The 469-nt window shown below is 69.3% G+C and carries 1 protein-coding gene; it reads left to right on the forward strand.

Translation table 11 applies throughout. The features are described 5' to 3' along the window. Positions 1 to 469, forward strand: a 469-nt coding sequence (locus DM872_RS00025) for a contractile injection system protein, VgrG/Pvc8 family (RefSeq protein WP_256873250.1), incomplete at both ends; no start/stop codon positions are given.

Genomic DNA, 469 nt, shown 5'->3' on the forward strand with positions numbered 1-469 from the left:
CTGCGCAACTTCACCTACCGCGAGAACGTGCGCACCGCGCGTCAGACCCAACGCGATTACGACTTCAAGAACCCGCTGTACAACCACCACACCGAGCGTGACGGCGTGGACCTGGACCACCAGGCCAGTAGCTACGAGCGCTACGACTACCCCGGGCGCTACAAGAGCGAGGTGGGCGAGGCCTTCACCCAGGACCGCCTGCGTGGCCATCGCGGCGATGCGCGCATGGCCCTGGTCGAGGGTGACGACGCGCGCCTGGTGCCGGGCCTCTCCTTCGACCTCACCGGCCACCCGCGCCAGGACATGAACCGCGGCTGGCGCCCGGTGCGCATCGAGCACCGCGGCATCCAGTACACCAGCCAGGCCGAGGAAAGTGCCGACGCCAAACAGGGCACCCACTACAGCAGCACCGCCACCCTGGTGCCGGACGACGCCGAATGGCGCGCCACGCCGCTGCCCAAGCCGCGCA

This window comes from Pseudomonas taiwanensis (assembly GCF_013393345.1).
GTDB lineage: Bacteria > Pseudomonadota > Gammaproteobacteria > Pseudomonadales > Pseudomonadaceae > Metapseudomonas > Metapseudomonas resinovorans_C.